This is a genomic window from Terrabacter sp. NPDC000476 (assembly GCF_040300125.1).
In the GTDB taxonomy this organism is placed as follows: domain Bacteria; phylum Actinomycetota; class Actinomycetes; order Actinomycetales; family Dermatophilaceae; genus Terrabacter.
Genome location: NZ_JBEPDF010000001.1, coordinates 1171106 through 1196124, shown reverse-complemented (window position 1 = coordinate 1196124; position 25019 = coordinate 1171106). Strand labels below are relative to the sequence as shown.

Genomic DNA, 25019 nt, shown 5'->3' with positions numbered 1-25019 from the left:
ATGGTTGACCACCCCCGCGCCCGCAAGGTCGCAGACCGCATCAAGGTCATCGTGGCCGAGTACCTCGAGCACCGGATCAAGGACGAGCGCCTCGGCTTCGTCACCATCACCGACGCGCGCGTCACCGGCGACCTGCAGCACGCCTCGGTCTTCTACACCGTCTTCGGCTCCGACGAGGAGCGCGCGGCCACGGCCGAGATCCTCGAGGCCAACCGCGGCCGCATCCGCTCGGCCGTCGGCAAGGGCATCGGCATCCGCCTGACGCCCTCGCTCGAGTTCATCGCCGACGCGCTGCCCGAGGGCGCCGCGCACCTCGAGGACCTGCTCGCCCAGACGCGCCTGCGCGACGAGGAGCTCGCCCGGGCGGCCGCGAACGCCAAGCACGCCGGCGACGCCGACCCGTACCGCAAGCCCGTCGACCACGACGCCGATGACGAGGACGACGTGGACGACGACGCCGCCGACGCGGCCGACGCGGCCGACGGGGACGCCGCACGCGGCCAGGGCGTCGACGCCCGATGAGCGACGCCGCCCCGGGCGGCCTGCTCGTCGTCGACAAGCCCGCCGGCTGGACGAGCCACGACGTCGTCGCCCGGGCGCGCCGGCTCTGCCGCACGCGGCGGGTCGGCCACGCGGGCACGCTCGACCCGATGGCCACGGGCGTGCTCGTGCTCGGCGTCGACCGGGGCACCAAGCTGCTCACCTTCCTCGTCGGCTGCGACAAGTCCTACGAGGCGACGATCCGCCTCGGGGTCGCGACCCTCACCGACGACGCCGAGGGCGAGGCGACCGCGACGACGGGGGTGGCCGACGCCGACGCGCTCGAGGCGGCCCTGCCGGCCGCCGTCGCGGCACTCACGGGTGACATCGAGCAGGTGCCGAGCGCCGTCAGCGCGATCAAGGTCAAGGGCGTGCGCAGCTACACCCGCGTGCGCCAGGGCGACACCGTCGACCTCCCGGGCCGGCCGGTCACGGTCAGCCGCTTCGACGTGCTCGCCGTGCGCCGGTCGACGACGCCGGATGCCGACGGCGGCCTCCTCGACGTCGTCGACGTGGACGTCGTCGTCGACGTGTCGTCGGGCACCTACGTGCGGGCGCTCGCGCGCGACCTGGGCGCCGCGCTCGGCGTCGGCGGTCACCTCACCGCGCTGCGCCGCACGCGCGTCGGACGGTTCGGCCTCGACGGCGCGCACTCGCTCGACGAGCTCGAGGCGCTGGCCGGCGAGGCGACGACGGAGGCGACGACGGAGGCAACCACGGAGGCGCACGCGGACGCCCGGGGGCCTGCCGGCATACCTCTGCTCCCGATCGCCGAGGCGGCGCGCGCGCAGCTGCCGGTGCACGAGATCACGGCGGCCGAGGCCGTGCGCCTCGGCCACGGGCAGCGCATCGCGAGCGCGGTCGTCGGCGAGGACGCGGTCGCGGCCCTCGACCCCGACGGTCGCCTCGTCGCGGTGCTCGACGAGACCCGGGCGACGGCGCGGGCGAAGGTCGTCTTCGCGCCCGCGGGCCCGAAGGGCTGACCGGCGTGCGCGACCCCGACGAGGGGGCCACTACAGTGGTCGCCGTGCAGCGCTGGTACGGACTCGACGACATCCCGGCCGACCTCGGCCCGACCGTCGTCACCCTCGGGAACTTCGACGGCGTGCACCGCGGGCACCGCGAGGTGCTGACGCGCGTCGTGCGCGAGGCCGCCGAGCGGGGAGCCCTGCCGGTGGCGGTCACCTTCGAGCCGCACCCGGTCGCCGTGCTCTACCCCGACCGCGCGCCGGCCGCGGTGATGTCGCTCGAGCAGCGGCTCGACGCGCTGGCCTCCGTCGGGGTGGGCGCCGTCCTCGTGCTGCGCTTCACGACCGAGTTCGCCCAGCAGACGCCCGAGGACTTCGTGCGTGCGACGTTCGTCGACGCCCTGCACGCGAGCGCGGTCGTCGTCGGCAAGGACACCCGCTTCGGCGTGCGCAACTCCGGTGACGTCGAGACGCTGCGGGCGCTCGGTGCGCTCCACGGCTTCGGCGTCGTGGCGCTCGACGACATCGGCGAGGCGGAGGTCGAGGGCGCCCGCTGGAGCTCGACGCAGCTGCGCGCCGAGCTGCTCGCCGGCAAGGTCGGCCACGCCGCGCAGATCCTCGGCCGGCCGCACCGCGTCAGCGGCACCGTCGTCCACGGCGACCACCGGGGCCGCGAGCTCGGCTACCCGACCGCGAACCTCTCGCAGGACCACGAGGGCCTCGTGCCGGCCGACGGCGTGTACGCCGGGTGGCTCGTGCGCCTCGACCTCGACGCGTCCGCGACCGACCGGGCCCTGCCCGCCGCCGTCTCCGTCGGCACCAACCCGACCTTCGACGGGCACCAGCGGCGCGTCGAGGCCTACGTGCTCGACCGCACCGACCTCGACCTCTACGGCGAGCGCGTGGCCGTCGAGTTCGTCTCGCTCCTGCGGCCGACGCTGCGGTTCGACTCCATCGAGGCGCTCGTGACGCAGATGGCGCAGGACGTGGACCGGTGTCGCGAGATCCTCTCGGCGATCGTTCCCTCCTGACCGCGCGGGGGCCGCGGGCCCCGCGCGCGTCGCGCGTCCTCACGCGCCCGCACCTGTCGCGCCCGAGCGGTTCGGCCGGCTGGCTGCGCCTCGACCTCGGCCTGCTCATCGGCGCGCTCGGGCTCTCGCTGCTCGGGGTCGTGCTCGTCTGGTCGGCCACGCGCGCGTCGGCGGGCGGCTCGGCCGCCCTCCGGCAGCTCGTGGCGCTCGGGGTGGGCGTGGCCGGCGCGGCCGTCCTGACGCGCGTCGACGTGCGCAGCATCCGGGCCGCGGCGCCGGTCGTCTACGTCGTGGCGGTGCTCGGCCTCGCGGCCGTGGTCTCACCGCTCGGGGTCACGGTCAACGGCTCCCGGTCGTGGTTGCGCCTGCCCGGGGGCTTCAGCCTGCAGCCGTCGGAGCTGATGAAGGTGGGGCTCGCCATCGGGCTCGCGATGCTCCTCGCCGACCGGGCCGAGCGCGGGCTGCGCCAGCGCCACCTCGACGTCGTGCTGGCCTGGGTCGTGGCCGGCATCCCCGTGCTCCTCGTGCTGCTCCAGCCCGACCTCGGCTCGGCGCTCGTGCTCGTCGCGATGTCGGTCGTCGTCATCGCGGCCGCCGGCGCCCCGGCCGTGTGGACGGTGGGCGTGCTCGTGGCGGGGGCCGGGGCGGTGGCCGCCGCGTTCCTCACGCCCGTGCTCTCGGGCTACCAGCGCAACCGGCTGCGCGCCTTCCTCGACCCCTCGCTCGACCCGCAGGGCATCGGCTACCAGACCCGCCAGGTGCGCCTCGCCATCGGCTCCGGAGGGCTCGACGGCCAGGGTCTCTTCGCCGGACGGCAGACCCAGGGCGGCTTCATCCCGTTCCAGGAGACCGACTTCGTCTTCTCGGTGGCGGGGGAGGAGCTGGGCTTCCTCGGCGCGGCGGGCCTCGTCGTCATCCTCGGCTTCGTCGTCGTGCGCTGCCTCCTCGTCGCGCGGCGGGCCGACGCCTTCGGGCGGCTCGTGGCCGTCGGGGTGGGGGTGTGGTTCGGCGTGCAGGCCTTCGAGAACATCGGGATGAACCTCGGGCTCATGCCGGTGACCGGACTCCCGCTGCCGTTCGTCTCGAGCGGCGGCTCCTCGCTCATCGCCTCGTGGCTCGCCCTCGGGCTCGTCGGCAACGTCGCGGCCGGCGCGCGGCGCTGACCCCGGGCGGCGCGCGGCGCCGACCGGGGGCGGCCGCGGGCGCGGGCACGGTCACGGTTCGGGGGAGAAACGCCCGGATGCGTGACCCCGGCGCCGATTGTTGACATCATCCGGGCATGGCGGCGGCCCGCAGACGCCGATGACGGGCGGCCGCGCGACGAAGGAGTCCTCCCATGCCCCTGCAGGCCCTTGCCGACAGAGCCGTCGACCAGGACGTGCTCGACGACCGAGCCCCGAGCGTGGGTGCGCTCTTCCGCAACCGGGTCCGGGCCACGCCCGACGCCCCGGCCTACCTCTACTTCGCCCCGGGCAGCACCGAGCTGACGACGCTGACGTGGGGCGGGGTGCACGAGATCGTGCGCGAGTGGGCCGCCGGGCTCATCAGCCTCGGGGTGGAGCTCGAGGACCGCGTCGCCATCGCGGCGACCACCCGCGTCGAGTGGGTGCTCGCCGACCTCGCCGTCATCTGCGCGGGTGGCGCGACGACCACCGTCTACCCGACGACGATCGCCGAGGACGTCGCCTACATCCTCGGCGACTCCGGCAGCGGCATCGTCTTCGCCGAGGACGAGGCGCAGGTCGCCAAGCTCCAGCAGGTGCGCTCCGAGATCCCGAACGTGCGCCAGGTGATCGCGCTCACCGGCCCGGGCAGCGACGACGGCTGGGTCATCACGAGCGACGAGCTCGCCGCGCGCGGCTGCGAGTGGCTCGCCGCGACGCCCGACCTCGTCGACGCGCGCATCGACCAGCTCGGCCCGGAGCACCTCGCGGTCGTCATCTACACCTCGGGCACGACCGGGCGGCCCAAGGGCGTGCGGCTCGTGCACGACAGCGTCGTCTACGAGGGCGCCGTCATCGACGCGATGGGCACCTTCACCGTCGACGACCTCCAGTTCCTCTGGCTGCCGCTCTCACACGTCTTCGGGAAGATGCTCCTCGCGACCGGGCTGCAGATCGGCTTCCCGACGGCCGTCGACGGGCGGGTCGAGAAGATCGTCGACCACATGGCCGTCATCAGGCCGACCTTCATGGCCGGGCCGCCCCGCATCTTCGAGAAGGCCCACGGGCGCATCGCGCTGATGTTCGCCGGCGAGACCGGCGTCAAGAAGAAGCTCATCGACTGGGCCCTCGGGGTGGGCGGCGAGATGCGCGACGTGCTGGCGGCCGGCGAGCAGCCCTCGGCCGGCCTCCGCCGCCGGCACGCGCTCGCCACGAAGCTCGTGCTGCACAAGGTGCAGGAGCGCTTCGGCGGCCGGGTCCGCTTCATGATCAGCGGGTCGGCGCCGCTCAACGCCGACGTGGCGCGCTGGTTCGGCTCCGTCGGCCTGCTCGTGCAGGAGGGCTACGGCCTCACCGAGACGTCGTCGGGCACGACCGTCAACTCGCCCGACCACGGCTCCTACCAGTACGGCTCGGTCGGCTGGCCGATGCCCGGCACCGAGGTGCGCATCGCCGAGGAGGACGGCGAGATCCTCGTCCGCGGCCCCGGCGTCATGCGCGGCTACCACAACAACCCCGAGGCGACCGCCGAGGTGCTGACCGAGGACGGCTGGTTCCACACCGGCGACATCGGCCGCATCGACGAGCGGGGCTTCCTGCACGTCACCGATCGCAAGAAGGACGTCTTCAAGACCTCGGGCGGCAAGTACATCGCGCCGGCCGAGATCGAGGCGCGTTTCAAGGGCCTGTGCCCGTTCGTCAGCCAGTTCCTCGTGCACGGGGCGGGGCACAACTACGCGACGGCGCTCGTCACGCTCGACCCCGACGCGCTCGCGGCGTGGGCCCCGACCGTCGGCCTCGAGGGCCGCCCCTACGCGGAGCTCGCGACCTCCCCGCAGGCGCACGCGCTCGTGCAGGGCTACGTCGACCGGCTCAACGCCGGCCTCAACCGGTGGGAGACGATCAAGAGGTTCACGATCCTCGAGCGCGACCTCTCGATCGAGGAGGGCGACCTGACGCCGAGCATGAAGCTGCGGCGCAAGGCGGTCACCGAGAAGCACCGGTCCGAGCTCGACGCGATGTACGAGGGCGCCTGAGCGTTTTCGCCCGCGACGGCGGCCCACGTAGCATGGAGGGATGTCCGGAGAGTCGCTGTTCAACGCCCTCGAGCCCCTGCTGGAACGGGTCAACAAGCCGATCCAGTACGTCGGGGGCGAGCTCAACTCCACGGTCAAGGACTGGCACGTCGGCGGCCACGGCCCCGGCGGCGAGGAGCTGACGACGCGGTGGGCGCTCATGTACCCCGACGCCTACGAGGTCGGGGTGCCCAACCAGGGCGTCATGATCCTCTACGAGGTCCTCAACGAGCGTGCCGACGCGCTCGCCGAGAGGACGTATGCCGTGTGGCCCGACATGGAGGCGCAGCTGCGGGAGGCGGGCCTGCCGCAGTTCACCGTCGACGGGCACCGCGCGGTGCGCGACTTCGACCTCTTCGGGCTCAGCTTCTCGACCGAGCTCGGCTACACGAACATGCTGACGGCGCTCGACCTCGCCGGCATCCCGCTGCACTCCGTCGACCGTGACGTCGACGACCCGATCGTCGTCGCGGGCGGGCACGCCGCCTTCAACCCGGAGCCGGTGGCCGACTTCATCGACGCCGCGATCGTCGGCGACGGCGAGCAGGCCGTGCTCACCGTCACCGACATCGTGGGGGAGTGGAAGGCGCAGGGCCGTCCCGGCGGTCGCCGCGAGGTGCTGCTGCGCCTGGCCCGCACCGGCGGCGTCTACGTCCCGGCGTTCTACGACGTGTCGTACCTGCCCGACGGGCGCATCCAGCGCGTGGCCCCGGCCACCGACGCGCCGGGCGTGCCGTGGCGGGTCGCCAAGCACACGGTGATGGACCTCGACGCGTGGCCCTACCCGAAGCAGCCGCTCGTGCCGCTCGCGGAGTCGGTGCACGAGCGCATGTCGGTCGAGATCTTCCGCGGCTGCACGCGCGGCTGCCGGTTCTGCCAGGCCGGCATGATCACCCGCCCGGTGCGCGAGCGCTCGATCACCGGCATCGGCGAGATGGTCGAGCGCGGCCTCGCGGCGACCGGCTTCGAGGAGGTGGGCCTGCTCTCGCTCAGCTCGGCCGACCACTCCGAGATCGCCGACCTGACGAAGGGCCTCGCGGACCGCTACGAGGGCACCCAGACCGGCCTGTCGCTGCCGTCGACGCGCGTCGACGCCTTCAACATCGACCTCGCGAACGAGCTGACCCGCAACGGTCGCCGCTCCGGCCTGACCTTCGCGCCCGAGGGCGGCTCCGAGCGCATCCGCAAGGTGATCAACAAGATGGTGTCCGAGGAGGACCTCATCAACACCGTCGCGGCCGCCTACGGCGCGGGCTGGCGCCAGGTGAAGCTCTACTTCATGTGCGGCCTCCCGACCGAGACCGACGAGGACGTGCTGCAGATCGCCGAGCTCGCGAAGCGGGTCATCGAGACCGGGCGCCAGGTGTCGGGCCGCCGCGACATCCGCTGCACCGTCTCCATCGGCGGGTTCGTGCCGAAGCCGCACACGCCCTTCCAGTGGTGCGGTCAGCTCGGCGTCGAGGAGACCGACGCACGCCTGCTCAAGCTGCGCGAGGCGATCCGGGCCGACAAGCGCTACGGCAGCTCGATCGGCTTCCGCTACCACGACGGGCAGCCCGGCATCGTCGAGGGCCTGCTCTCGCGCGGCGACCGCCGCGTGGGCCGGGTCATCGAGGCCGTGTGGCGCGACGGCGGCCGGTTCGACGGCTGGAGCGAGCACTTCTCCTACGAGCGCTGGATGCGCTGCGCGGAGGAGCAGTTCGCGGCCATGCCGTGGGACGTCGACCTCGCCTGGTACACCACGCGTGAGCGCGGCGAGACCGAGGTGCTGCCCTGGGACCACCTCGACTCGGGCCTCGACAAGGACTGGCTCTGGGAGGACTGGCAGGACGCCCTCGACGAGACCGAGGTCGACGACTGCCGCTGGACGCCGTGCTTCGACTGCGGCGTCTGCCCCCAGATGGGCACCGAGATCGAGATCGGCCCGACCGGCAAGACCCTGCTGCCGCTCACGGTGCTGGGATCGGGCCGGCAGGAGCTGCTCGAGCACCAGCACTGACGGGCGGGCGGAGGGGCAGGCGCAGCCGCAGGCAGGCGCCCGCCCCGCCCGTCGGCGCCGTGGCCACGAGGTCGCCGCCGTGGGCGCGCGCGATGCCGCGCGCGATCGTCAGGCCCAGGCCGGCGCCGACGCCGGAGGTCGCGTCGGCGGAGCGGGCGCGCGCGTCGTCGAGGCGCACGAGCCGCTCGAAGACGCGCTCGCGGTCGCCGGCGGGGATGCCGGGCCCGTCGTCCTCGACGGTGACGACGGCATCCGTGCTCGTGCCGTCGGTCGTGCGGCTGGTGGTGCCCGTGTCTGCGGTGCCGGATGTGGTGCCGGTTGCGGTGCCGGCCGCGGTGCCGTTCGGGCGGACGGCGACGTGCACCCGGCCCGTCGGGCCGGCGGCCCGCACGGCGTTGTCGACGAGGTTGCCGACGACCTGCACGACGCGGTCGGGGTCGGCGGTGACGACGAGCGGGGCGCCCTCGACCGTCAGCGTGGCGCCGGGGTGGCGCAGCCGTCGTGGCTCGACCGCGGAGTGGACGAGCGCCGTGAGGTCGACCGGCACGGGGCGCAGCGCGAGCCCGCGGTCGATGCGCGCCATGAGCAGCATGTCGTCGACGAGCCGTCCCGCGCGGCGCGCCTCGCGCACGAGCGTCGTCAGGGTCTGCTCGCGCTCCTCGCGCGGCGGGTCGGCGCGCAACAGGTGCTCGCTCGCGGCCTGCACGCCCGCGATCGGCGTCCTCAGCTCGTGCGCGGCGTCGGAGAGGAAGTGGCGCAGGCGCTGCTCGGCGTCGATGGCGTGCTGCTCGGCGCCCTCGACGGCGTCAAGCATCTCGTCGAACGCGTGCGCGGTGGAGCCCAGCTCGGTGCCCGGCCGATCCGGCTTCAACCGGGCGCCGCGGTCACCCGCCCGGATGCCCTTGGCGAGCGAGGTCATCCGGTCGAGCGGCTGGAGGGTGCGCGCGACGACCGGCCGCACGAGCAGGGCCGCGAGCGCCAGCACCGCGAGTGCGCCGACGAGCAGGGCGATCCGGGTCTGGTCGACCACCCGGCGCACGTCGCCCGCGTCGGCGGTCAGCACGAGCGTCGCGCCGTCGCCGACGGCCCGGGTCACCTCGAGCGTGTCGCCCGAGCGCTGCACCGGGGTGGCGGTATCGGCCTTCGGGGGCGTCGGCTTGCCCGGGGGCTTCGCCGGCCCTCCGTCGGCGGAGCCCGGCGGGGGCCCCTCGGTGTAGGCCTGGCCGTCCTTGTCGACGACGAGCACCGAGATGCCGTTGCCCTCGAGGCGCTTGGCGAGCTCGGCCGGGGAGAGCTGGTCGGCGAGGGAGGCCCCGACCGTGGCGCGGTCGACGAGGCGCTGCTCGAGCTGCGACTCGAGGCGCGAACGGAGCACGACGTCGGTCGTCACCGTCAGCACCCCGAGCATCAGGGCGACGAGCACGAGCACGACGACGGTGACGCGGCGCCGCAGCGACGGGGTCCTCACGGCGCCGTCTCCCGCAGCACGTAGCCGAGGCCGCGCACCGTGTGCACGAGGCGCGGGCCGTGCTCCTCCATCTTGCGGCGCAGCGAGCTGACGTGGGTCTGCACGAGGTTGTCGGAGTAGTCGTCGTAGCCCCAGACCTGGGTGAGGATCTGGGTGCCCGAGAGCACCCGGCCCCGGTTCTCGGCGAGGTAGGCGAGCAGCCGGAACTCGGTGGCGGTCAGCGTCAGGCCCGAGGGCCCGCGGCGGGCCGTGCCGCCGACCTCGTCGACGACGAGGTCGGCCACCTCGACGGTGGCCGGCACGGCGCCGAGCCGGTGCAGCAGGGCGCGCACGCGCGCGACGAGCTCGGCCATGACGAAGGGCTTGGCCACGTAGTCGTCGACGCCGGTCGCGAACCCGTGCAGCCGGTCGTCGATGCCCTCGCGCGCCGTCAGCATGATGATGCCGGCCGTGCCCGCCGAGCGGATCACCCGGGCCAGCTCCGGCCCGTCGCGGCCCGGCAGCATCCAGTCGAGCACGACGAGGGACGGGCGCCACGCGGCCAGCCGTTGCTCGAGGCCGTGCCCCGAGGGGATGGCCTCGACGTCGAGGCCCACGTCGCGCAGGGCGGCGCCCACGGCCGTGCGGATGCTGTCGTCGTCCTCCACGAGGAGGATCCGTGCTCGTCCCATCCGCCCATGTCATCGTGCGCAACTCAAGAGTTCCTCAAGAACCAGCCGTGACCCACCTGTGCTTGAGGTCGTCTTGAGTGGGGCCGCCGACGGTGTGTGGAGGCACGGACCGTGCCGACTTCGCACCATCGACGGAGGTAGACCCATGACCAGCACCGAGGACCCCAGGGAGCAGCTGCGCAGGATGGCCGAGCGCCGGGCCCGTGAGCGGGAGCAGGACACCCCGCCCGTGTCGGCCTTCTCGCCGGCGTCACCGAGCGGGCGCGGAGGTCGTTCCGGCGGCCTGTGGCGCGGCCTCGCGATCGGCGGCGTCGCCGGCATCGCGGTGGCCATCGCCGTTCCCGCCATCGCGTCGCAGGGCTCCGCGCCGGAGTCGAGCGCCTCGAGGCCGGCCGCCGCCTCGCTCGTGGCCGGTGGCGACACCGGCACCGGCACGACCGACTCCGGGACGAGCGACTCCGGCACCGGCACGGATTCTGGCACCGGCACGGACAGCGGCTCGGGCTCCGGCTCGACCACCGACTCGGGCACCGGCACCGGTGCGGGCGACGCCCCGGCCGCACCCGGTGCGGGTGGCGGATCCGGCGACGCAAGCGCCGCCGCGACGCCGCCCGCCCCGCCGGCCGGTGGTCCCGGCTGCGGGCCCGCCGGTGGCCCGGCCGGACCCAAGGCCGGTGGCCCCGCCGGACCCAAGGCCGGTGACAAGGCGCCCAAGGCGCCGACGGGCGACCAGGCGCCGACCCCGCCCACCGGTGGCAAGGCCGGCGACAAGGCCGGTGACAGGACGGGCGACACGGCGCCCCAGCCGCCGACCGGCGACCAGGCGCCGACCCCGCCGACCCCGCCTGCCCCGCCGACGGGTGGCCAGGCGCCCACGCCCCCTGCCGGGGGGCCCCAGGGCGGCCCGGGCACGACGCAGGGCGGCCAGGGCACGACGCAGGACGGCACGCAGGGCAGCCGGCCGGCCGCTCCTGCGGCCCCCGCGGCCCCGACGACCCCGGAGGCGCCGGGGACGAGCACCGAGTCGTCCGGCAGCTGAGCACCACCCGAAGAGGCGGGGTCCGCGTCGAGGACGCGGGCCCTGCCCCGTGCGCCAGCAGCCCGGTCGTCCTGAAGGTGGCGGCGCGTCTAGGTTGGGCCGCATGGACGCTGCACCCCGCCGGGCCGGGCCGCCCGACCTCGACGCCCTCGTCTCGCTGCGGGCGCAGATGTTCGAGGCGATGGGGGTGGCCGGCGCCGACACGTCGTGGCTCGCGAACGCCCACGGGTGGTTCAGCGCCCGCCTCGACGACCCGGCATACGGGATCTTCGTCGTCGAGCAGGACGGCAGCGTCGTCGCGTGCGCCATGGGGGCCGTGCGTGACGCCGCGCCCTCACCGGGCGCGCCGGCCGGCCGTGACGTGCTCGTCAGCAACGTCTGCACGACCGCTGCCCACCGCGGTCGGGGCCACGGGCGGGCGGCGTTCGAGGCCGTCATGACCTGGGCCGCGTCGACGGGCGTCGGGCGGGTCGAGCTGATGGCCACCGAGGACGGTCGCAGCCTCTACGAGCGGGCGGGATTCACCCCGACGGCGCACCCGGCGCTGCGCGCCACCCTCGACTGAACTGGGGGAGAGACCGCCACCTCAGCGGCTCCTATGCTCGGAGGGTGATCCGTCGCTCGGTGGGACCGGCCGCAGCCCTCGTGCTGGCGGCCGCTGCTGCAGGCGCGTGCGTGGCACCGGAGGCCCGCGTCGTGCCGGTGGAGGGGCGGAGCACGACCGTCGTGCCGGGCTGCCCGGCCGTGACGATCGTGCCGGGACGCTCCGTCGTCGCCGACTACAGCGACTTCCTCGTCCACGGGGGCGTCGAGTACCAGGCCGACCTGCAGGCACCGGCCGACGCCGAGCCGCGCCGGGGAGGCCAGGTCTTCCGGGTCACGTGCACGTTCCAGACCCTCAACGAGCTCACCCGGTCCGAGCTCCCGCCCGAGACGGAGCACTCGGCCGGCTTCGTGCCCGCCGGGTCGCCGGTCTTCGAGGTCGCCGGCTGGGCGCCGCGGTGCCGGCTGGCCGCGAACCACGACGGCCGTTGGTTCGTCTACCTCGCGACCGTCAGCGGCGCGAGGACCTCGACCACCGACCCGTGCGCCCTCGGGGACGGGCCGACTCAGACGGGGTAGCCGACGTGCGCGAGCGCCTGCCGCACGAGCACGCCGTGCGAGCCGGGCATCTCGCCGCGGGCCGCGAGCGACGCGGCCTCCTCGGGGGTGACCCACGAGAGGTCGAGCGCGTCCTGCTGCGGGCGGCAGTCGCCCGTGACGGCCACGACGAAGGCGAGCGAGACCGCGTGCTGGCGCGAGTCGTGGAACGGCGTCACGCCGGGCGTCGGGAAGAACTCGGCCACGGTGAACGGCTGCGGCGAGAGCGGGATGCGCGGCAGCGCCATCGGGCCGAGGTCGGCCTCGACGTGCCGCAGCAGGGCGTCGCGGATGCGCTCGTGGTAGAGCACGCGGCCGCCGACGACCTCCTGCCCGATGCCACCGTCGCTGTCGGCGCGCAGCAGCAGACCGACGTGCGTCACCTGGCCGCGGTCGTCGACGCGCACCGGCACGGCGTGCACGTAGAGCATGGGCAGCCGGTCGCGGGCGTCCTCGAGGTCCTCGCGGCTCAGCCAGGCGCCCGTCGTCTCGGTCTCGTTCATGGACCCATCCTGTCAAACCGGCGGGCCGTATGCCGTCGGGGTCCACGCGAGCCGGCGCGGTCACCGCACCGACCGGAGCCAGGCCCACACCACGGCGCCCGACCTCGCGAGCTGTCCCCGGTCGACGACCGCGGGCACGTCGCGCTCGGAGTGGTAGCCGGCATACGGCACGCTGCCGAGCCGCGCGGCGGGGATGCCCGCGCGGGCGTAGGACACGTGGTCGCTCGCGCGGTTCTCGCACGCGGTCGTCCGCACGGGCGCCGCCCGGCGGATCGCGTCGGCGAGCGCGCGGTCGCCACCGGGGACGTGGCACACGGGCACCGCCGCGGCCCGGACCCCGACGCGGTCGAGGGCGACCATGCCCCGCACCGCGCGACGTCCGGCGGCGTCCAGCGTGCCGACGAGGTGGCGCGAGCCGAACGCGTACAGGGTGCCGCGACCGCCGCGGGCCTCCTCCGCGCCGAAGGCGACGAAGCGCACCGGCAGTCGCCCGGGCTGCTCGCGCGCCATCCGGGCGAGCTCGGCCAGCACCATGAGCCCCGAGGCGTCGTCCTCCGCGCCCGGCGACTGCGGCACCGTGTCGAGGTGCGCCCCGACGACGACGTGCGGCGCGAGCGGGTCGAAGCCGGGCGGGTCGGCGACGACGTCGACGGACGTGCCCGCGGGCACCCGCACGCCCCACGACACCCCGGCCGGCACCCTGAACGGCACGAGGGAGACCCGGTAGCCCTCGGCGCGCAGCCGGTCGGCGACGTAGGCCGCCGCGCGGTCGCTCGCCGGGGAGGCCGCGTCGCGGGGGCCGATGGCGGCCAGGGCTCGGATGCCGGCGAGCACGCGGTCCGCGTCGAACGGCCGGGCCGGTCGAGGGCGCGGGGTGGGGGAGACCGGGACGGGCGTCCGGCCCGTCGGGTCCGTCGGAGCAGGAATGCTCGGGGTCGCGGCGGTTCCGGCTGAGGTGGCAGCGCGCGTGGCAGCGGGTGAGGTGGCACCGGAGGCCGCGGGAGGCCCTGCGGGCTGCGTGCACCCGGCGAGCACGACCGCAGCCGCGAGCGCCACCACAGCAGCGCGCGCGGTGGCGAGGAGGGCGGCGGGGCGGGCGGCCATCCACCACGCTAACCCGCGCCTCCGCCTGCGACCCAGCCACGACGGCGTCGCATCCGGGCCGTCGCTCGGGGCGACCTGCCCGCGCGACACGTTAGACTCGGGGCACAGGCGTTCGAGCCGTCATCAGCGGCGAGCCTCCGGAAGAACGGGTCCCGTCACGCACGGGGCCCCAGTAGAACCGGACGGGTGGGCCCGTCAGAGCCCGGGACAAGAGCGGTCGTACGCGGTGCCTCCCTCGGGCGGTGCGGTGCGGCAAGCGGGGTGGTACCGCGGCAGCCGGGCAGGCAGTCGTCCTCGTGTCAGGACCGAGCGACACCCGACGCGACCGCAGGAGACCACGAGCATGACCTACCCCAAGGTCACCACGAACGACGACGGCGCCACCGGCGCGACGAACGCCGGCGTGCCGTCCAACCCGCGCTTCCCCGAGATCGAGAAGCGCGTGCTCCGGTACTGGGACGAGGACGGCACGTTCATCGCCTCGGTCGAGGCCCGCGAGGCCGGCACCGACGGCGACAACGAGTTCGTCTTCTACGACGGTCCGCCCTTCGCCAACGGCCTGCCGCACTACGGCCACCTGCTGACCGGCTACGTCAAGGACATCGTGCCGCGCTACCAGACGATGCGCGGCAAGCGCGTCGAGCGCCGCTTCGGCTGGGACACCCACGGCCTCCCGGCCGAGCTCGAGGCGCAGCGCCAGCTCGGGCTCAAGACCAAGCAGGACATCGTGGAGCTGGGCATCGACCGCTTCAACGACGCGTGCCGCAGCTCGGTGCTCAAGTACACGGGCGAGTGGCGCGACTACGTGACGCGCCAGGCCCGCTGGGTCGACTTCGACCACGACTACAAGACCCTCGAGCCCGGCTACATGGAGTCGGTCATCTGGGCCTTCAAGCAGCTGCACGACAAGGGCCTCGTCTACGAGGGCTTCCGCGTGCTGCCCTACTGCTGGAACGACCAGACGCCCCTGTCCAACCACGAGCTGCGCATGGACGACGACGTCTACAAGATGCGCCAGGACCCGGCCGTCACGATCGGCCTGCGCCTCGAGACGGGCGAGCTCGCGCTCGTCTGGACGACGACGCCGTGGACCCTGCCGGCGAACCTCGGCATCATGGTCGGCCCCGACATCGACTACGTCGTCGTCGAGTCGGACGTCACCGGCACCACCGAGCGCTACGTCATCGGTGCGGCGCGCCTCGCGGCCTACGCCAAGGACCTCTTCGGCAGCGACGTCGACCTCGGCTCGCTCGAGGACCGCGTCGTCGAGCGGCTCACGGGCGCCGACCTGCTCGGGCGCTCGTTCACCCCGCCGTTCGGCTACTACCGGGGCCACGAGCGCGCGCACCGCGTCTTCCCGGCCGACTTCGTCACCACGGAGGACGGCACCGGGCTGGTCCACACCGCAGGCGCGTTCGGTGAGGAGGACAAGATCGTCACCGATGCGGCCGGCATCGAGCCCGTCGTGCCGGTCGGCCCGGACGGCCGCTTCCTCTGGCCCGTCACCGACTACGAGGGCATGCACGTCTTCGACGCGAACGCCCACATCATCGACCACCTCAAGGCCGCGACCCGGGGGGAGGGCGAGACGGGCTCGGTGACGCCCGGCACGGTGCTGCTGCGTCGTGAGACCTACGACCACAGCTACCCGCACTGCTGGCGCTGCCGCGAGCCCCTCATCTACATGGCCGTCTCGTCGTGGTTCGTCGAGGTGACGAAGATCAAGGAGCGGATGCTCGAGCTCAACCAGGAGATCGAGTGGACGCCGTCGCACATCAAGGACGGCCAGTTCGGCAAGTGGCTCGCCAATGCACGCGACTGGTCGATCTCGCGAAACCGCTTCTGGGGCAGCCCGATCCCCGTGTGGAAGTCCGACAACCCGGAGTTCCCGCGCCTCGACGTCTACGGCTCCTTCGAGGAGCTCGAGCGTGACTTCGGCGTCGAGGTCACCGACCTGCACCGTCCCTTCATCGACAGCCTGACCCGACCGAACCCCGACGACCCGTCGGGCCGGTCGACGATGCGCCGCGTCGAGGACGTGCTCGACGTGTGGTTCGACTCCGGGTCGATGAGCTTCGCGCAGGTGCACTACCCGTTCGAGAACGCCGAGTGGTTCGAGCACCACTTCCCCGGCGACTTCATCGTCGAGTACATCGGGCAGACCCGCGGCTGGTTCTACACGCTGCACATCCTCGCGACCGCCCTCTTCGACCGGCCCGCGTTCAAGACGTGCGTCAGCCACGGCATCGTGCTCGGCTCCGACGGCCAGAAGATGAGCAAGTCGCTGCGCAACTACCCCGACGTGCGCGAGGTCTTCGACCGCGACGGCGCGGACGCCATGCGCTGGTTCCTCATGAGCAGCCCGATCCTGCGCGGCGGCAACCTCGTCGTCACCGAGCAGGGCATCCGCGACGGGGTGCGCCAGGTGCTCATCCCGCTGTGGAACGCGTGGTCGTTCTTCGCGCTCTACGCCAACACGGCGCGGGACGGCGCGGGCTACGAGGCGAAGCGGTCGACCGCCTCGACCGACGTGCTCGACCGCTACCTGCTCGCCAAGCTGAGCGAGTTCGTCGGCGACATGACCGAGCAGCTCGACGACTACGAGATCGCCGCCGCCTGCGACACCATGCGCAGCTTCCTCGACGTGCTCACCAACTGGTACATCCGGCGCTCGCGCGACCGCTTCTGGGGCGGGGAGTCCGAGGAGTCCCTCGCGGCGTTCGACACGCTGTGGACGACCCTCGAGACGGTGACCCGCGCCATCGCCCCGCTGCTGCCGCTCGTCACGGAGGAGATCTGGCGCGGCCTGACCGGCGGCCGGTCGGTGCACCTGGCCGACTACCCCGCGGCCGCCGAGCTGCCCGCCGACCACGAGCTCGTCGTGGCCATGGACCGGGCCCGCGAGGTCTGCTCCGTCGGGTCGAGCCTGCGCAAGGCCCGCGGCCTGCGGGCCCGGCTGCCGCTCGCCGAGCTGACGGTCGTTACGGCCGACCCGGCGAGCCTCGAGCCGTTCCGGGCGCTCATCCAGGACGAGCTCAACGTCAAGGCGCTCACCCTCGTCGACGTCGCCACCGCGAGCGAGGCCGACTTCGGCGTCAGCCAGCGCCTCACGGTCAACGCCCGCGCGGCGGGGCCCCGCCTCGGCAAGGACGTGCAGCGCGCCATCAAGGGCAGCAAGTCGGGCGACTGGTCGGTCGCCGACGACGGCACCGTCACCGCCGGCGGGCTCGAGCTCGCCGACGGCGAGTTCACCCTCGAGACGGTCGTGGCCGGCGACGCGGCCGACCACGGCGCCACGGCCATGCTCGCCTCGGGCGGCTTCGTCGTGCTCGACACCGACGTGACCCCGGCCCTCGCCACCGAGGGCGTGGCGCGCGACCTCGTCCGTGCGGTGCAGCAGGCGCGGCGCGACACCGGCCTGCACGTCAGCGACCGGATCAGCCTGACCATCCAGGGTGGCCCGGAGGTCTTCGAGGCCACCGTCACCCACCGCGACCTCATCGTCGGCGAGACGCTCGCCACGCAGTTCGCATCGGCCGGCCCCGAGCACCCGCTGCCCGCCGGCCTGAGCCCGGCCGAGGTGGTCGTCGGCGACAACCACCCGGCCTCGATCCTGGTGGTGAAGCGATGATCGCCACGAACGGTGACCTCGAGCGCGGCGCCGTCGACGACCAGGTCGTCGTGCGCGGGGCCGTCGGTGACGACCTCGCCGGCATCATATCGGTGGGGCACCGCACCTGGCTCGCGACCTACGAGCCCATCGCCGGGCCCGAGTACGTCGCGATGGGGCTGGCCAAGTGGTGGACGAGCGACGTCGTCACCGACGCGATCCGCAAGGGCCGCACCCTCGTGGCCGTGCTCGGCGACGAGGTCGTCGGGGTGGCCACCTTCGGCCCCCAGGACGACGCCGTCGTGCTGTGGAAGCTCTACGTCCTGCCCGGCCACCACGGCCTGGGCATCGGCTCGCGCCTCATGGACGAGGTCGTCGAGCAGGCCCGGGAGAGCGGGCACGACCGGATCACGCTCTCCTACCTCGAGGGCAACGAGCAGGCCGCCCGGTTCTACACGCGGCGCGGGTTCACCGAGACGCACCGCGAGACGCCGGGATCGGGCCTGCCCGAGAGCGTGTGGATGGCCCGCGAGCTGGGAGAGAGGGAGCAGTCATGAGTGGTCGTCCCGACGAGGCGGCCCAGGAGGCCGCCCGCAACCTCGACGAGATGAAGCGCGTGCGCGAGATCGAGGAGGAGATCCTCGCGCGGGCCCCCGAGAACGACATCGGCCCGTCGCTCGAGCGCATCCGGGCGGTGATGGAGCTCGCCGGTGACCCCCAGCGCAGCTACCCCTCGATCCACCTCACCGGCACGAACGGCAAGACGTCGACGAGCCGGATGATCGACACGATCCTGCGCGAGAGCGGCCTGTCGACCGGCCGCTTCACCTCGCCGCACCTGCACGACATCCGCGAGCGGATCAGCTTGTCGGGCAAGCCGATCCCGCGCGACAAGTTCATCGCCGCCTACGACGAGATCGCCCCCCTCGTCGAGCTCGTCGATGCGCGATCGCTCGAGTCGGGCGGCCGCCGCATGAACTTCTTCGAGGTGCTCGTCGCCCTCGCCTACGCGGCCTTCGCGGACGCGCCCGTCGACGTGGCGATCATCGAGGTCGGCCTCGGCGGCTCGTGGGACGCGACGAACGTCGTCGACGCGCAGGTCGCCGTCATCACCCCGGTCGACCTCGACCACACGCACCTGCTCGGCGACGACGTCGTGTCGATCGCGGAGGAGAAGAGCGGCATCATCAAGGCCGACTCCGTCACCGTGAGCGGCGTGCAGGACGAGGACGTCGCGCGCGTGCTCCTCGACCGCGTCGAGGAGGTCGGCGGAGCCCGCATCGTCTTCGAGGGCAACGACTTCGGCGTCCTCGCGCGCGAGGTCGCCATCGGCGGCCAGCAGGTGTCGCTGCGCGGCCTGGCGGGCGAGTACACCGACCTGTTCCTGCCGCTCCACGGCGCGCACCAGGCGAGCAACCTCGCGACCGCGGTCGCGGCGGTCGAGTCCTTCGTCGGCGGCGGCACCCAGGCCGTCGAGGCCGAGGTGCTCACCGCGGCCTGCGCGGCCATGACCTCGCCCGGACGCCTCGAGATCGTGCGCCGCTCGCCGACCGTCCTCGTCGACGCGGCCCACAACCCGCACGGGGCGCGCTCGCTCGTCACGGCGATGGGCGAGGCGTTCGCCTTCACGACGCTCGTCGGCCTCGTCGGCATCGTGGCCGACAAGGACGCCGCCGGCATGCTCGAGGTGCTCGAGCCGGCCCTCGACCACATCGTCGTGACGCGCAGCTCGTCGCCGCGGGCGCTCGCCCCCGAGAAGCTCGGCGAGCTCGCGGTCGAGATCTTCGGCGAGTCGCGGGTGACCGTCGTGCGTGACCTGCCCGACGCGCTCGAGCAGGCCGTGACGCTCGCGGAGGCCGACGGCATGGGCGGGGGCGTCATCGCGACCGGCTCGGTCATCACGGCGGGCGAGGTGCGGATGCTCCTCGGCCGCACCGACGTCTGAGCCCCGGCCCTCCCGACCGCCACCGCACCTAGGCTGGAACCATGCACCCCCTGATGAAGCTCGTCCTCATCCTCGTCGTCGTCGCCGTGGTCGTCGTGGTCTGGGGGCGCGTCATGGGGCGCAAGGACCCCGACCGCAGCCTCGTCGGCCTCACCGACGGCGTGCGGTCCCGGATCAGCCGCGAGCTGAGCGCGGGCCACAAGATCAACGCGATCAAGCTCTACCGCGACGCGACCGGGGCACCCCTGGCCGACGCCAAGCGGGCGGTCGACGCCTGGTTCGTGCCGGGGCAGGGGCCCGGCGTGCGCGACGCCGCGGCCTCGTTCGGCGAGGGGCGCCTGACCGAGACCGCACGCGCGCGCATCAGCGAGCTCATCCTCGCCGGACGCCGCGAGGACGCGATGAGCCTCTACGCGGAGGCCACGGGCGCGAGCCCCACCGAGGCCCAGGCCATCATCCGCACCTGGGACACGACCCAGGACTACTGACCACCACCGGACGAGGGCACCACGAATGCGTTCCATCATCTTCTACGGCCAGACCGGCAAGTTCACCTGGCGCATGCTCGCCACGGTGCTCGGCGGGCAGTCGATCTGCATCCTGCTCGGCGCCCTCGTGGCCCGTGGCGTGGCGGCCAGCGACGACGGGGGAGCCCGCGGCACGGCATACCTCGTCGTCGGCTTCGGGCTCGGCGCGCTCTGCGTCGTGGCCGCCGGCACGCTGCGCCGGCCGTGGGGCGTCACCCTCGGCTGGGTCGTCCACGCCCTGACGCTGCTCAGCGCGCTCGTCGTGCCGATGATGCTCGTCGTCGGCGTCTTCTTCCTCGCGCTGTGGGTCACCTGCCTCGTCAAGGGCACCCAGATCGACGCCGAGATGGCGCGCCGAGCCGCGGCGGAGGCCGACCCGGCGGCCGATAGGGTGGACGGGTGACCACCGAACGTTCCCTCGTCCTCGTCAAGCCCGACGGATTCAAGCGCGGCCTCACCGGGGAGGTGCTGCGCCGGATCGAAGGCAAGGGCTACACGCTCGCCGCCCTCGCCGTCGTCACGCCGACCCGCGAGCAGCTCGCCGCGCACTACGCCGAGCACGAGGGCAAGCCGTTCTACGAGCCCCTCGTCGAGTTCATGAGCTCCGGCCCGGTGGCCGCGGTCGTCATCGAGGGCCAGGACTGCGTGCGCGGCTTCCGCTCGCTCGCCGGCGCCACGAACCCCACCGAGGCCGCCCCCGGCAGCATCCGTGGCGACCTCGGTCGCGACTGGGGCACCAAGGTGCAGCAGAACATCGTGCACGGCTCGGACTCCGCCGACTCCGCCGCGCGCGAGATCGCGATCTGGTTCCCGCACCTCGGCGCCTGACGGGGCACCCTCGCCGATGACCACCCGACCGTGGCTGCGGCCCCTCGGGCGTGACCTCGCGGTCGACCTCGGCACGGCGAACACCCTGATCCACGTGCGTGGGCAGGGTGTCGTCGTCGAGGAGCCCTCCGTCGTCGCCGTCGAGGTCGGCACCGGCCGGCTCGTCGCGGCCGGCTCGCGAGCCAAGGAGATGCTCGGCCGCGCGCCGGGCACGATCCGCGCCGTGCGGCCGCTCCGCGACGGCGTCGTCTCCGACGCCGACGAGACCGAGCGCATGCTGCGCTGGTTCATCGACCAGGTGCGCACGTCGCGGCTCGTGCGTCCGCGAATGGTGCTGTGCGTCCCGAGCGAGGTGACGGGCGTCGAGCGCCGCGCCCTCGAGGACGCCGCCACGCGCTGCGGCGCCCGTCGCGTCTACATGATCGAGGAGCCGATGGCGGCGGCCATCGGCGCCGGGCTGCCCGTCTACGAGACGGCCGCGAGCATGGTCGTCGACATCGGCGGCGGCACGACCGACGTCGCGGTCGTCAGCCTCGGCGGCATCGTGACGTCGACCTCGCTGCGGATCGCCGGCGACGAGATCGACGAGGCGCTGATCAGCCACGTCAAGAGCGAGTACTCGCTCCTCGTCGGTGAGCGCAGCGCCGAGGACATCAAGGTCGCCGTCGGCTCGGTGTTCCCGCTCCGCGAGGAGCTGACGACGCGGCTGCGTGGGCGCGACCTCGTGACGGGCCTGCCCAAGACGGTGCAGGTCGGCTCCGCCGAGGTGCGCCGCGCCATCGAGGCACCGGTGCTCCAGATCATCGAGCTCGTGCGGGCCACGCTCGACGTGTGCCCGCCCGAGCTGGCCGGCGACATCCTCGACCGCGGCATCACCCTGACGGGCGGTGGCGCGCTGCTGCGCGGGCTCGACGAGCGGATGCGCCACGAGCTGGGGGTGCCCGTCCGCGTGGCCGAGGACCCCATCCGCGCCGTCGTGCGCGGCGCCGGCCGCTGCGTCGACGACTTCGCCGGCCTCGAGCGCGTGCTCGTCGGCGACCACCGCCTCTAGGCCATGGGTCAGCTCGCGCGTCGGCGCCTGCTCGTCGTCCTCGCCGCGCTCACCCTCGCGCTCCTGCTCGCCGACCTCGCCGGGGCCGGGGTGGCCGACGGTGTGCGCCGGGCCGGTGGGGTGCTGCTGGGGCCCGTGCAGCGGGCGCTGGCCGCGGCGCCCCGCGACGAGCTCGCCGACCTCGAGCGCGAGAACGTGCGCCTGCGTGCGCTCGCGGCCGACCAGCAGGAGCGCCTCGACGCCGCCGCCCGGCTCGCCACCCTCCTCGGGTCGGGGCCGACGGCCGACCGGCGGCTCGTGGCCGCCCGCGTCGTGGCGACCACGGTGGCGCCCCTCGGTGGCCGGAGCGTCACCGTCGACGCCGGGTCGCGCGACGGGGTGCGCGCGGACTCGACCGTCGTCGCGGCCGACGGCCTCGTCGGCCGCGTCGTGTCGGTCTCGCCGTGGACGAGCGACGTCCAGGTCGTCGGCAGCACCGGCTCCGTCGTCGCCGTGCGCACCGGCCCGGCGGGCACCCTGGGCACGGTGGCCGCGCCCGCGCCGGGTGACGCCGAGCCCCGCCCCCGCGGAGCGCTGACGCTGTCGGTCATCGCGCCCGGCGCGCCCGTCGTCGGTGACACCGTGCGCACGCTCGGCAGCGTCGACGACGTCCCGTATGCCGCCGGCATCGTCGTCGGCACCGTGACCGACGTCGACCCCGACCTCGGGCAGCCCACCCGCACCGCGACCGTGCGCCCGGCCGTCGACGTCGACGCGCTCGACGTCGTCGGGATCGTCGTGCCGCAGTCCCGCCGGACGCCACGCGCCGCCACGTCGGGCGCCGCCACGTCGGGCGGCGGGGGAGGGACGCGGTGAGGCCGACGCTGCTGGGACTGCTGCGGACGGCATACGTCGTCGTCGCCGCGCTCGGGACGGCCACGGTGCTGCCGCGCCTCGGCGTGCCCGCCCCGTGGGTGCCCGACCTCGTGCTCGTCGGCGTCGTGGCGACCGCCGTGCTGCGCGGCCCCGTGCACGGCGCCCTGACCGGACTCCTCGCGGGCTGGGTCGTCGAGCTCGTGCCGCCCGTCTCCGGCCCGGTCGGGCTGACGCCCCTCGTCATGATGCTCGCAGGGCTCGCCGCGGGCCTGCTGCGGCGCGGCTCGTCCAGGTCGCGGTGGCGCGCGCCGCTCGCCCTGGTCGCGGCCGCCACCGTCGTTCTCGTCGCCCGTGTCGTCGTGGCCGTCCTCGCGCAGGGGAGGCTCGAGCCCGGTGACGACCTCACCCGGCTCGTCGCCACCGTCGTCGTCGGAGCGGCGCTGCTGCCGGCGCTGCTCGGCGTCGACCGGACCCTCGTGCGCCGGAGGCTCGGGTGAGGGCCCGCCGCCGCGTCGGGGTGGCCGGCGTGGTGCTCGTGCTCCTGCTGACGCTCTTCGGCCTGCTGCTCGGCCGGCTCGGGCAGCTGCAGCTCGTCGAGGGGCCGCAGCAGGCGCGCGCGGCGGCGGCCGCCAACACCCGGACCGTCACCGACCACGCGCTGCGCGGGCGCATCCTCGACCGCACCGGCGCGCCCCTCGTGCGCGACACCTTCGACACCGTGGTCACGGTCGAGCGCTCGACGCTCGTCGGTGCGCCCGACGGCGGGGCCGCCCTGGTGCGGTCCGTGGCCACGGCGCTCGGGCTGCCGTTCGCGCGGCTGTGGGACAAGACGAAGCTCTGCGGCACGGCCGGGGCGCCGCGCGCGCCCGCCTGCTTCAACGGCTCGCCCTACGTGCCTATCCCGCTCGCCGCGGGCGTCGACGCGAAGCGTGCGCTCAGCCTGCTCGAGCGCCCCGAGCGCTACCCCGGCGTCGGCGTGACGAGCCGTCCGGTGCGGGCCTACCCCGAGCCGTTGGGCGCCCGGTCACCGCACGTGCTCGGCTGGGTGGCCCGCGCGAGCGCCGACGACGTGGCGGGCGGCCGGGGGCGCATCGACGCCGACGACGTCGTCGGCCGCTCGGGCCTCGAGGAGCAGTACGACGCGGTGCTGCGCGGCACGAACGGCAGCACGGTCGTGGCGGTCGACCCGCGCGGCCTCGTGACGCGGACCGTCGGGACGACGCCGGCCGTGCCCGGGCGCGACGTCGTGACCCACCTCGACGCGCGCCTGCAGGCCCGCACCGAGGCCGCGCTCGCGTCGGCGGTGGCCTCCGCCCGGTCGCAGCGCCTGCCTGCCGACACCGGCGCCGCCGTCGTGCTCGACGTGACGAACGGCGCCGTCGTCGCCGCGGCCAGCTACCCGAGCTACGACCCCTCGGTCTTCTCCGGCGGCATCAGCTCGGCCGAGCTCGCCCGCCTCACCGACGAGGGCGCGGGCACGCCGCTGCGCTCACGCCTCACGGCCGAGACCTTCCCGCCGGCCTCCACCCTCAAGGTCGTCTCGGTCCCCGCGGCCGTCAACGCCGGGGCGCGCCTCGACGGCACCTACGATTGCTCGCCGAGCGTCACCGTGGGCGGCCGGGTCTTTCACAACTTCGAGTCGCGTGGCTACGGCCCCATCGACTTCCACCGCGCGCTCGTCGTCTCGTGCGACACCGTCTTCTACCGCCTCGCGTATGCCGCCTGGGTGGAGCAGGGCGGCCTCGCCGCCCCCGTCGCGGCCCCCGACCCGTTCGTCTCGATGGCGCGGGCCTTCGGGCTCGGGCGGCGCACCGGGGTCGACCTGCCGGGGGAGAGCGCCGGACGCGTGCCCGACCGGGCGTGGAAGGAGCAGTACTGGCTCGCCACCCGCGCCGACACGTGCCGCCGGGCGGGCACGGGCTACCCCGAGGTCGCGCGCACCGACCCGGCGCGCGCGGCCTACCTCACACGCCTCGCCCGGGAGAACTGCACCGCGGGCTACCAGTACCGGGCGGGCGACGCCGTGAACTTCTCGATCGGCCAGGGCGACACCGCCACGACGATCCTCCAGATGGCGGGGGTCTACGCGGCCATCGCGAACGGCGGCACGCTGTGGCAGCCGCAGCTCGCCGCCGCCTACCGCACCCCGGCCGGGGCCACGACGCCGGTCGCGCCCCGCCGCGTCGCCACGGTGCCGCTGCGCCGCGACGTGCTCGCCTACGTGCGCTCGGCGCTCGGCGAGGTGACGCGCCCCGGCGGGTCGGCCGGCAGCGCCTTCACCGGGTTCCCTCAGGACCGCTACCCGGTGGCGGGCAAGACGGGCACGGGCGAGGTGTTCGGCAAGGAGGCGACCGCGTGGTTCGCGGCGTACGGGCCGACGACCCGGCCGAAGTATGCCGTCGTGGTCGTCGTCGGGCAGGGTGGCTCGGGCTCGAAGGTGGCGGCCCCTGCGGTGCGGAAGATCTTCGATGCCATCCTTGCCCTGAAGCTGTAGGCCGCCCG

Annotated in this window: 23 protein-coding genes; 19 read left to right on the top strand and 4 right to left on the bottom strand. The window is 74.3% G+C overall.

The window, feature by feature from the left end:
• From rbfA to ABT295_RS05565, 6 genes are all read left to right on the top strand, one after another.
• The gene (gene rbfA, locus ABT295_RS05590) at positions 1 to 522 is read left to right on the top strand and encodes a 30S ribosome-binding factor RbfA (protein ID WP_352393412.1); all 522 of its coding nucleotides are present in this window, start codon (positions 1 to 3) and stop codon (positions 520 to 522) included.
• A complete protein-coding gene (gene truB / locus ABT295_RS05585) occupies positions 519 to 1523 on the top strand; it encodes a tRNA pseudouridine(55) synthase TruB (RefSeq protein ID WP_352393411.1) in 1005 nt (334 codons plus the stop codon). Before rbfA ends, truB begins: the two co-directional genes overlap by 4 nt.
• A gap of 44 nt (positions 1524 to 1567) precedes the next feature.
• Positions 1568 to 2539 carry a bifunctional riboflavin kinase/FAD synthetase gene (locus tag ABT295_RS05580; protein WP_352393410.1) on the top strand — a complete coding sequence of 324 codons (972 nt, stop codon included), beginning with the start codon at positions 1568 to 1570 and terminating at the stop codon, positions 2537 to 2539.
• Between the two features lie 53 nt (positions 2540 to 2592).
• Positions 2593 to 3702 carry an FtsW/RodA/SpoVE family cell cycle protein gene (locus ABT295_RS05575; RefSeq protein WP_502991129.1) on the top strand — a complete coding sequence of 370 codons (1110 nt, stop codon included), beginning with the start codon at positions 2593 to 2595 and terminating at the stop codon, positions 3700 to 3702.
• A 173-nt stretch (positions 3703 to 3875) separates the two neighbouring features.
• Positions 3876 to 5738 carry an AMP-dependent synthetase/ligase gene (locus ABT295_RS05570; protein ID WP_352393408.1) on the top strand — a complete coding sequence of 621 codons (1863 nt, stop codon included), beginning with the start codon at positions 3876 to 3878 and terminating at the stop codon, positions 5736 to 5738.
• Positions 5739 to 5778: 40 nt separating this feature from the next.
• Entirely contained in the window at positions 5779 to 7776 is a 1998-nt protein-coding gene (locus ABT295_RS05565) for a TIGR03960 family B12-binding radical SAM protein (RefSeq protein WP_352393407.1), read from the top strand.
• Here the strand turns inward: ABT295_RS05565 and ABT295_RS05560 are convergent.
• Positions 7727 to 9244: a sensor histidine kinase gene (locus tag ABT295_RS05560; protein ID WP_352393406.1), complete on the bottom strand. Its 1518-nt coding sequence runs from the start codon at positions 9242 to 9244 to the stop codon at positions 7727 to 7729. The two genes, ABT295_RS05565 and ABT295_RS05560, sit on opposite strands and share 50 nt — an antisense overlap.
• Entirely contained in the window at positions 9241 to 9915 is a 675-nt protein-coding gene (locus ABT295_RS05555; protein ID WP_352393405.1) for a response regulator transcription factor, read from the bottom strand. Before ABT295_RS05555 ends, ABT295_RS05560 begins: the two co-directional genes overlap by 4 nt.
• A gap of 145 nt (positions 9916 to 10060) precedes the next feature.
• Between ABT295_RS05555 and ABT295_RS05550 the strand changes: the two genes are divergently transcribed.
• From ABT295_RS05550 to ABT295_RS05540, 3 genes are all read left to right on the top strand, one after another.
• Positions 10061 to 10954, top strand: coding sequence for a hypothetical protein (locus ABT295_RS05550; RefSeq protein WP_352393404.1), 894 nt, complete (start codon positions 10061 to 10063; stop codon positions 10952 to 10954).
• A gap of 103 nt (positions 10955 to 11057) precedes the next feature.
• The gene (locus tag ABT295_RS05545) at positions 11058 to 11519 is read left to right on the top strand and encodes a GNAT family N-acetyltransferase (protein ID WP_352393403.1); all 462 of its coding nucleotides are present in this window, start codon (positions 11058 to 11060) and stop codon (positions 11517 to 11519) included.
• Positions 11520 to 11563: 44 nt separating this feature from the next.
• Positions 11564 to 12076 carry a hypothetical protein gene (locus ABT295_RS05540; protein ID WP_352393402.1) on the top strand — a complete coding sequence of 171 codons (513 nt, stop codon included), beginning with the start codon at positions 11564 to 11566 and terminating at the stop codon, positions 12074 to 12076.
• Here the strand turns inward: ABT295_RS05540 and ABT295_RS05535 are convergent.
• Positions 12064 to 12597, bottom strand: coding sequence for an NUDIX hydrolase family protein (locus ABT295_RS05535; protein WP_345506747.1), 534 nt, complete (start codon positions 12595 to 12597; stop codon positions 12064 to 12066). The two genes, ABT295_RS05540 and ABT295_RS05535, sit on opposite strands and share 13 nt — an antisense overlap.
• Positions 12598 to 12657: 60 nt before the next feature.
• Positions 12658 to 13701, bottom strand: a complete 1044-nt coding sequence (locus tag ABT295_RS05530; RefSeq protein ID WP_352393401.1) for a M28 family metallopeptidase — start codon at positions 13699 to 13701, stop codon at positions 12658 to 12660.
• 343 nt (positions 13702 to 14044) lie between these two features.
• Here ABT295_RS05530 and ileS point away from each other — a divergent pair, with 343 nt between their 5' ends.
• The 10 genes from ileS to mrdA are packed head-to-tail and all read left to right on the top strand — an operon-like array spanning position 14045 to position 25011.
• The gene (gene ileS / locus ABT295_RS05525; RefSeq protein WP_352393400.1) at positions 14045 to 17332 is read left to right on the top strand and encodes an isoleucine--tRNA ligase; all 3288 of its coding nucleotides are present in this window, start codon (positions 14045 to 14047) and stop codon (positions 17330 to 17332) included.
• Positions 17329 to 17868, top strand: coding sequence for a GNAT family N-acetyltransferase (locus tag ABT295_RS05520; RefSeq protein WP_352393399.1), 540 nt, complete (start codon positions 17329 to 17331; stop codon positions 17866 to 17868). The genes ileS and ABT295_RS05520 overlap by 4 nt, the downstream gene beginning before the upstream one ends.
• On the top strand, positions 17865 to 19256 hold the full coding sequence (locus tag ABT295_RS05515; protein WP_352393398.1) for a bifunctional folylpolyglutamate synthase/dihydrofolate synthase: 1392 nt from the start codon (positions 17865 to 17867) through the stop codon (positions 19254 to 19256). Before ABT295_RS05520 ends, ABT295_RS05515 begins: the two co-directional genes overlap by 4 nt.
• A 41-nt stretch (positions 19257 to 19297) precedes the next feature.
• A complete protein-coding gene (locus ABT295_RS05510; RefSeq protein WP_352393397.1) occupies positions 19298 to 19744 on the top strand; it encodes a hypothetical protein in 447 nt (148 codons plus the stop codon).
• A 25-nt stretch (positions 19745 to 19769) separates the two neighbouring features.
• Positions 19770 to 20186 (top strand): DUF4233 domain-containing protein, encoded by a 417-nt coding sequence (locus ABT295_RS05505; protein ID WP_352393396.1) that lies wholly within the window; start codon positions 19770 to 19772, stop codon positions 20184 to 20186.
• Positions 20183 to 20611 carry a nucleoside-diphosphate kinase gene (ndk, locus tag ABT295_RS05500; RefSeq protein ID WP_345506753.1) on the top strand — a complete coding sequence of 143 codons (429 nt, stop codon included), beginning with the start codon at positions 20183 to 20185 and terminating at the stop codon, positions 20609 to 20611. Before ABT295_RS05505 ends, ndk begins: the two co-directional genes overlap by 4 nt.
• A gap of 16 nt (positions 20612 to 20627) precedes the next feature.
• Complete coding sequence (locus ABT295_RS05495) at positions 20628 to 21662, top strand: rod shape-determining protein (RefSeq protein ID WP_352393395.1); 1035 nt, start codon at positions 20628 to 20630, stop codon at positions 21660 to 21662.
• 3 nt (positions 21663 to 21665) lie between these two features.
• Positions 21666 to 22517 (top strand): rod shape-determining protein MreC, encoded by an 852-nt coding sequence (gene mreC, locus ABT295_RS05490; protein WP_352393394.1) that lies wholly within the window; start codon positions 21666 to 21668, stop codon positions 22515 to 22517.
• Positions 22514 to 23014 carry a rod shape-determining protein MreD gene (locus tag ABT295_RS05485; RefSeq protein WP_352393393.1) on the top strand — a complete coding sequence of 167 codons (501 nt, stop codon included), beginning with the start codon at positions 22514 to 22516 and terminating at the stop codon, positions 23012 to 23014. Before mreC ends, ABT295_RS05485 begins: the two co-directional genes overlap by 4 nt.
• The gene (mrdA, locus tag ABT295_RS05480; RefSeq protein ID WP_352393392.1) at positions 23011 to 25011 is read left to right on the top strand and encodes a penicillin-binding protein 2; all 2001 of its coding nucleotides are present in this window, start codon (positions 23011 to 23013) and stop codon (positions 25009 to 25011) included. The genes ABT295_RS05485 and mrdA overlap by 4 nt, the downstream gene beginning before the upstream one ends.
• Positions 25012 to 25019 lie beyond the last annotated feature (8 nt).